We start from the raw sequence: 7,428 nt of genomic DNA, 5'->3' as shown, positions 1-7,428 counted from the left end.
TGGACCGCGGCAACCAGACCCGGTGGGTCAGAACTCGACCGCCCACACCGGGTCAGGATTCAGGCGCCGGACAATTCACCCCCGCGTCCGCGGGAAGCACCCGAGGTCGAACGCCACAGGTCACTCGCCCCGCGGTTCACCCCCGCGTCCGCGGGAAGCACGACCTCCACCGCGGCGACGTGTCCGTCGTCAACGGTTCACCCCCGCGTCCGCGGGAAGCACCCGATCGCCATGGATCAGCCCTCCTTCTGCGGCGGTTCACCCCCGCGTCCGCGGGAAGCACACCGGCAGCCGACAGTGGACCCAGATCTCCTCCGGTTCACCCCCGCGTCCGCGGGAAGCACGAGATCCGCAGCCTCGCCCCGTACACGTTCAGCGGTTCACCCCCGCGTCCGCGGGAAGCACCCGGGTCCTGAGGCGGTGTCGCTGCGGGGCGCCGGTTCACCCCCGCGTCCGCGGGAAGCACATTTCCCGTGTGGCGGGAGGACCACTTGTCGACGGTTCACCCCCGCGTCCGCGGGAAGCACCGCAAGCGGAGCAAGCTATCCCCGAAGAGTGTCGGTTCACCCCCGCGTCCGCGGGAAGCACGCGTACGGACCGCAGACGGCCGCACAGCGATTCGGTTCACCCCCGCGTCCGCGGGAAGCACGACACGGTCGCCGACCTGATGCCGTCCCAGTGCGGTTCACCCCCGCGTCCGCGGGAAGCACGTAGGGCTGGGTGCCGTCCGGGCCGCCGTCCCAGGTTCACCCCCGCGTCCGCGGGAAGCACGTACGCGTCCCGCCCGGAGCGTCAGCCAACGACGGTTCACCCCCGCGTCCGCGGGAAGCACCGCCACTTCACCTGGTACGTGATCTCGCCCGACGGTTCACCCCCGCGTCCGCGGGAAGCACGCCCTGTGGGACGACGACGAGTACGAGGCGTACGGTTCACCCCCGCGTCCGCGGGAAGCACGCGCCCAAATCCCTCCCCGGCAACCAGCGGCACGGTTCACCCCCGCGTCCGCGGGAAGCACGGAGCGACGCAGAACGCGCAGACCAGCGGGACCGGTTCACCCCCGCGTCCGCGGGAAGCACTTCGCTTCGACGCCGGCCGCCGCCCCGAGGATCGGTTCACCCCCGCGTCCGCGGGAAGCACATCGCCTGCCGTCGGGATCCACAGGGTGTGGTCGGTTCACCCCCGCGTCCGCGGGAAGCACCCGTGGCAGAAGCTGTGGGTGATCCTGCCGGTCGGTTCACCCCCGCGTCCGCGGGAAGCACGCCGCACCGCCGAGGTCGAAGAGGCCCGGGAACGGTTCACCCCCGCGTCCGCGGGAAGCACACTTCCTGACCTGCACCTCAGTACCGGCTTTGCCCTCCCTTTGCCATGCTCGGCGATGCAGGCAGCCCCGTCATCCGCATGAGCGTAAGCCCGTCGAAGTCATGGGGTACCCGGCGTCGGGTGCCGGCGGTGTGGATGGCGTACCCCTGTTCCGTGGCGGCGGGGTGGATGAGGACAGCGGCGCCGTCGCCGACGGTGTCGGTGACGGCTGTCCAGAGCTGGTCGCGGACGCGGGTGGAGACGGTGCCGACGAAGATGCCGGGGACGACTTCGGTGGTCCAGCGGCTGAGGGCGCCGCGGAGGTAGTCGGGGACGGCGGTGGTGGCGATGACGAGCATGGAGGGCATCGCTCAGTCTCCGGTGGGGGCGTAGTTGACTCCGGCGGGGAGAGTGCCGGTCTTGGGGTCCCAGAGGTGGACGAGGCGGATGTCGCGGTGTTCGGGGGCGTTGTCGTCGTCCTCGGTGTCGTCGTCGTTGTCGGCGGCGGGGCTGAGGAGGGTCTGGATGTCGTGGACGATGCGCGGCAGGAGTCTGATCAGGCGGAGGTCCTCGCGGAAGGCGCGGCGCGCGTCGGATTCGGGGTCGGTGGAATGGTGGAGGGAGAAGGCGAGGGGGAGGGTGGTGTCGGCTTTGTAGAGGTCGGCAATGTCGTAGACGAAGGCGTGCTGGGTGCCGGTGTGGACGAAGCCGAGGGCGGGTGAGCAGCCGAGGGCGAGGAGGGCTGCGTGGATGATGCCGTAGAGGCAGGTGTTGGCGGCGGACAGGGCGAGGTTGACGGGGTCTTGTTCGTGCCACTGGTCGGGGTGGTAGTTGCGGCGGAAGCGGCCGATGCCGTGCTGCTGGGCGAGGAGTTTGTAGAGGGCTTTCATCCGCTGGCCTTCCATGCCGCGGAGTTGGGCGAGGGTGGTGCCGTCGGGGACGGTGGCGTCGCCGAAGCGTTTCTCGTACATGCGGACGGCGACATCGAGGCGCCGGCCGGTGTCGGCGTAGGCGGTGACCTGTTGTTCGAGCCAGTGGGTGGTGAGGGAGTCGGGGAGGATGCCGGCGTAGGCGCGGACGCCGCCGGCTCCGGTGCATACGACGCTGGTGCCGTGGCGGGCGAGGGTGGCCAGTGCGCGGGTGGTGATGGACACGCCGGGTCCGAGGAGGAGGCAGGTGAGGGCGGCGGTGGGGATGTAGACGGTGTCGGTGCGGTGGTCGTCGGTGCGGATCTGGGCGCAGACGCCGGTGTCGTCCTGGACGACGCGGACCATGTCCAGGTACAGGAAGGACAGGGAGTCAGCGATGCGCGGAAGCATGGCGAGGGTGGGGGCGGCCAGGCGTCTGCGGGCCTGGCCGCCCCCGGGTGCGGGTGTCATGCGGCGGGGGCGAGGCTGAGCAGTCCGGCGCCGTACGACTTCGCGCGGCCGATGCCGGTCAGCACGGCGTGGGTGAGGGCGTCGGGGTCGGTGACCGTGGCGGTGCCGTCGTAGCGCACGAGCTGGTAGTAGGCGGGCTTGCAGCCTGCGGCGTGGCGGCGGGCCGGGTTGAGAGGGGTGGGAACGAGGGTGTTCAGGGCGAGTCCGGCTTCGGCGGCTCGGCGGGCCCACCACTGGTCGGCCTCGGGTCCGGTGAGGGGGACGCGTTTGCCGCGTACGCCTTTGACGCCGGGGGCCGGGGGCTGGTTCTTGATGGGGTTGACGGCGATGCGGTAGCGGACCGTGCGACCCGGGTGGAGGGCGCGGAACATGGGGGTGAGGTCTTTGACGTCGCCGTGGCCGTAGCCGTCGGGGAGGCGGGTGAGGTCGAGGGCGGCGGCCTGGACGAGGAGGGTGGTGGCGTTGTCGGTCTCGTCGAGGCGGTAGAGCAGTCCGGCGCTCTGGCGGGGTGAGTCGCCCAGGCCGTCGGGGACCATCCGCATCAGGGTGCGGTGCATTCCGTCGGCGTCGCGCAGGTCGCGTCGTACGGCGGTGCTGCGGGGGTTGAGGCGGATGCGGGCGAGCGCCGCGGGCGCGGTCATGCGGCGGTCTCCTTCACGGCGTAGTCGATCAGCTTCTCGTGCAGGTGGTGCGGGTTGACCGTGAGGCGGGCGGGGAGGCGTTCGGTGGTGCGGTGGACGGTGCGGCGGTCGTGGCGGCGCCGGTCGGGGTGGAAGCTGTGCGGCAGGTCGAAGACGGTGAGGGCGTCGACGGCGTCGCCGGTTCGGGGTGGGGTCTCCCACAGGAAGGTGACGGGGACGGTGTCGTCCTGTGCGGCGGGGCGCTTTGGGTCGTGGCTGAGCGGCACCTCTTCGAGGAGGTGGCGGGCCGGGTCGTCGACGTCCGTGCGCAGCAGGAGGGGTTCGTCGGGGACGCAGGAGCGGCGGCCGAGGTAGGGGTTCCAGTGCGGCTGGTGCAGGGCGTCCGCGATCCGGGTGAGCGTCGCGGAGGGTCCGGTGACGGCGACGACGAACACGGCGTCGGCCAGGTAGTGGCGTTTCGTGATGACGGCCGCGCCCTTGTGGTCGCCGCCGCTGGTGGCCGCAGTTTGTTCCTTGGGCAGGCCGCCGCCGACGGTGTGGTAGTCGGTGAGGAGGGTGCCGGGCCGGTCGACGCGGACCGTGAACTCCAGCGCTCCGTACGCCTTCAGGGCCTCTTCGTCGTGGCGTGCGATGCCCTGGGCCGCGGCGAACATGCCGGTCAGTGCGGAGCGGGTGGGGAAGGGAGCTGTGTCGCGTTCCTTGGTGAACGCCGAGCGCTCGCCCCAGGACTGCAAGGGTCCCGCCAGCCGCAGGATCAGCCCGTTCACGCCGCGCCCCCGGGCTCCTGGCCGGTGGCGGCGAAGGCCGCGTCGAGGGCGGCGGTGACCAGGTCGTCGTACGAGGCGTGCTCGTTCCCCAGCGGGGTCAGGTCGAGGGCGTCGGGGGAGCCGTCCGGTACGGGGTCGGTGACCGTGGCGTGGCCGTGGAAGGGACGGCGGCGGCCTGCGGTGAGGCGGTTGAGGTCGTTGGCGTAGGCGGCCAGCGCCCTGCGGGAGGCGCGGGCGAAGCCGCCGCTGCTGTGGCGGACCGGCGTCTCGAACGCGGCGGCCAGCGACATCGGACGCTGTGTGCGCACCGCGAGGTAGGCGAGGTCGGGGACGGTGTGGGGAGCGGTGCTGTTCTTCTTCGCCTGGGGCAGGGAGAACAGGAAGTGCTCGGCGAACGCGCCCAGCACCGTGCGGGCGGCCTTCGCGTCACCGTCGAGGTTGGTGAGCAGGTCGGTGACGTTGACCGTGGCGTAGCGGTAGAAGACGCCGGCGCTGAACTCGCCGGTGTCGAGGTGGCCGCTGCCGGTCTCCTCCTCGTCCAGCCAGTCGTCGACGGCGGTGAAGTAGTCGCGCTGCGGTTCGGCCGTATGCGTGGTGAAGGCGTGCGCGACCTGGGCTGCGCCGTCGACATTGGCGCCCGGAAGTTCGGCGAGCATCCGTCCGAGGAGGCTGATCGAGGCCGTACGCCGCTTGAGGATCTCCTCGACACGGGCCGGCGGCAGGACCTGTCCCGGCTTCTTCTTCCCCAGGTTCTGCTCCAGCTGCTCGCGGTGTTCCGCGCAGACCTCGACGAGTTCGTCCAGGCCGCTTTCCGGGAGGAACAGCAGGACCGAGGTGTGGCCGCCCTTCTCCGTGCCGATGCCCTTCTTCCCCGCGCTGACGGCGATCTGCTCCCCCGCGAACTCCGCCAGCTCCGCGGGCCACCCCCGCGTCTTGAGCGCCTCACGGACCTTCACCGGAACCTGCCGGGTCCGCGCGGCCCGCTCGCCCAGGTCGTCCTCCACCCCGTGGCGGATGACGCGCTTCCAGGACTGGCTGGAGACCCGGATGCGGGAGGTGTTTCCGTAGCGGACCGTCTTGGGCGAACCGAGGTCGTCGCGGTTCAGGTTGGCGGCGGGAACGGTCTGAAGCGCGCTCAAGTCCAGGAACAGGGACATCAGTTGTTCTCCTCGTGCGAGTCGGAGTCGGCCACGGCGCCGTCGGCGTCTTCGGTGGCCTCGGGATTGACGGTGCGGAAGTAGCTCTCCAGCCAGCGGGTCGCGATCCGGTCGCGGTCGCGGTTCCACCAGGTGAGGTCCTCCAGCAGCACCGCCCAGTCGACGGCGACACCCCCGGTCAGCAGATGCCGGGTCAGAGCGGGCAGACGCACGTGGAAGGCGTCACTGCTCTGCCGGGCGAACAGATGCAGGTCGCCCTCGGCCGAATTCGGCTTGATCACCTGGGCGTTGACGGCCGCGGCGAGACTGGCTCCGAGATTCGGACGCTTCCGCCACTGCGGTACGGGTTCCGTACCCTCGGCGCGTTCCTCGTCGGCGTCACGGGCCACCCGGGGGCGCGCCGCGATCAGGGCGGCGACCGCGTAGTGAGCGCGTTTGGCGTCGTAGTGCATACCTTCGTCGGGCAGGAGTCGTACGACGTGGCGGTGGAGGCGGTTGCAGCGCTCCACGGGACGGCCGAGACCGGTACGCAGGTCGGACTGGGGCCGTTTCTCCTTGCACAGCGACACGACGGCCGCGACGAACTCTTCGGACGGCCGCACCTCGGCGGCCGGTGGTACGGGTGTGGTGCTCATGGGCGGTGTTCCTCCCAGGACGGTCGGGATCAGTCGGTGGTGCGCAGAAGCGCGAGAAGACCGGCGCGGGCTTTGTTGCGGGCGCGCGCCACCCGGATGTCGGCCCGGTTGACGGGACCGATGGCCTCGTCGAGCGCTGCGAGCGCGGCCTTCACCAACGGCGGTCTCGGGGCCACGTCGCACTTCTGCGGGTCGGCCATCTCCCAGAACTCCCGCTCGGCCACGGACCAGTAGCGGACCAACGCCGTGCTCACCCACGGCCCCGGACGGCGCCGGTCCAGCGTGAGCCTCGGCGCCGAGGCGGCACTCGCGTCGGTGGCGAGCTTCCACGCCACACGCGCGGCTCTGTCCAGGCTCGCGCCGACGGTCTCGGCGGCCTCATGACAACGCGCCAGGTGACGTGCCATCCGCGGGTCGGTCTCCTCCTGCCACTTCAGCACCGGCGGGGTCATCGCCTCGAACCAGGACGTGTCGGTCTGCTTGCCGTCCTGGACGAAGCCGTACGCCCTCACGCGCAGCGCCGGACGCAGCGGTTCGGGAAGGCCGTTGAGGTTCGGCGGCCGTACCGTCGTGTGCGCGCCGTCCATCAGCAGCAGCGCGTCCACGTCCCGCCACAGCGCCCGCTCCCCGTCCGCCTCCCTCACCCGCAGCTCCCCGTCCTGGCCCCGGTCGAGGATGACGTGCGGATCGTGTCCGGCCTGCCGGGGACCATGGAGGGACCACGTGATGTACGCGTCGGTGACCTCGCGGCGGTCGTCGGACGGAACCAGCAGCACGGCGTGCCGGAACCGTCCGGTCAACAGCCGCCCCGGCCACGTGAGTTCCTCTGGAGGGCGGAGGGGGTCCGGCAGGCTGTCGGCCTCCCACGGGCAGGTGTCCTCCGCCTCCGCGAGGGAGCCGTCCGGGAACGGGACCCCCAGGACGAGACTGGTGAACAGGTCCGGCCCCCACGCGTGGTACGAGACCGACTTGCGCAACGGACCCGCGTCCCCGCTCCCCGTACGGTCCTCGCTGATACGACGCGGAGTGCACTGCCCGGCCGGGCCGTAGTAGAGCTGCGCGATCAGGTGCCACGCCGCCTCGGCCGCCGACACCGCGACCGGGTCACCGTCCGTGAAGTGACCGAACAGCACAGCCCCGTTGACACCGGTGGGCCGTCCGAAGACCAGCTTGTTCACCCCCGACGGGTTCGGCACCCCCTGCGCCGACACACACTCCGCCACGAGCCGGGGGTCCTGAAGAAAGGGCCGCTGCGGATCGAACAGATCGAAACGCCCCTCAGGCACCCTCTCGTCCAGATAGGCGTCAACAGCAGCGGGATCGAACCGTCCTGCCGTCAGCACCCGGCCCCTCAGGTCCAGCCACTCGCTGATCTCCTCCCCCGCGTCCTCGTCGTCCAGACGCTCACCCCCGTCGTGCGCGATCCGGGCGGTCATCGCCGCCAGAAGCCGCAGCAGCCCGGATGCGGCCGGCGCCACCGGCAACTCCAGATCGACGATCCGATGCGCCTCGTGGAACAGCCCCCGCAGCCCCACCCGCCCGGCACGGCC

7 protein-coding genes and 1 CRISPR repeat array are annotated in these 7,428 nt (G+C 71.3%); all 7 genes read right to left on the bottom strand.

What is annotated here, in order from left to right; all coding sequences use genetic code 11:
• Positions 1-71: 71 nt before the first annotated feature.
• Positions 72-1,320: direct repeats of the CRISPR family, unit length 29 nt; unit sequence CGGTTCACCCCCGCGTCCGCGGGAAGCAC.
• 17 nt (positions 1,321-1,337) lie between these two features.
• Positions 1,338-1,667 carry a type I-E CRISPR-associated endoribonuclease Cas2e gene (cas2e, locus tag AOK24_RS33680; RefSeq protein ID WP_055723802.1) on the bottom strand — a complete coding sequence of 110 codons (330 nt, stop codon included), beginning with the start codon at positions 1,665-1,667 and terminating at the stop codon, positions 1,338-1,340.
• A 3-nt stretch (positions 1,668-1,670) separates the two neighbouring features.
• On the bottom strand, positions 1,671-2,678 hold the full coding sequence (gene cas1e / locus AOK24_RS33675) for a type I-E CRISPR-associated endonuclease Cas1e (RefSeq protein WP_420876713.1): 1,008 nt from the start codon (positions 2,676-2,678) through the stop codon (positions 1,671-1,673).
• Positions 2,675-3,319 (bottom strand): type I-E CRISPR-associated protein Cas6/Cse3/CasE, encoded by a 645-nt coding sequence (gene cas6e, locus AOK24_RS33670; RefSeq protein ID WP_055723801.1) that lies wholly within the window; start codon positions 3,317-3,319, stop codon positions 2,675-2,677. Before cas6e ends, cas1e begins: the two co-directional genes overlap by 4 nt.
• Positions 3,316-4,086: a type I-E CRISPR-associated protein Cas5/CasD gene (gene cas5e, locus AOK24_RS33665; RefSeq protein ID WP_055723800.1), complete on the bottom strand. Its 771-nt coding sequence runs from the start codon at positions 4,084-4,086 to the stop codon at positions 3,316-3,318. Before cas5e ends, cas6e begins: the two co-directional genes overlap by 4 nt.
• The gene (gene cas7e / locus AOK24_RS33660) at positions 4,083-5,243 is read right to left on the bottom strand and encodes a type I-E CRISPR-associated protein Cas7/Cse4/CasC (protein WP_055723799.1); all 1,161 of its coding nucleotides are present in this window, start codon (positions 5,241-5,243) and stop codon (positions 4,083-4,085) included. Before cas7e ends, cas5e begins: the two co-directional genes overlap by 4 nt.
• Positions 5,243-5,878, bottom strand: coding sequence for a type I-E CRISPR-associated protein Cse2/CasB (gene casB, locus AOK24_RS33655; RefSeq protein WP_240554255.1), 636 nt, complete (start codon positions 5,876-5,878; stop codon positions 5,243-5,245). Before casB ends, cas7e begins: the two co-directional genes overlap by 1 nt.
• 29 nt (positions 5,879-5,907) lie before the next feature.
• The coding region (gene casA / locus AOK24_RS33650) for a type I-E CRISPR-associated protein Cse1/CasA (RefSeq protein ID WP_055723803.1) at positions 5,908-7,428 on the bottom strand (1,521 nt) is incomplete at its 5' end.

The sequence above is a fragment of the Streptomyces niveiscabiei genome, assembly GCF_001419795.1.
In the GTDB taxonomy this organism is placed as follows: Bacteria; Actinomycetota; Actinomycetes; order Streptomycetales; family Streptomycetaceae; genus Streptomyces; species Streptomyces niveiscabiei.
Note: the sequence above shows the minus strand (reverse complement) of the source record. Positions and strands in the feature narration are given on the sequence as shown.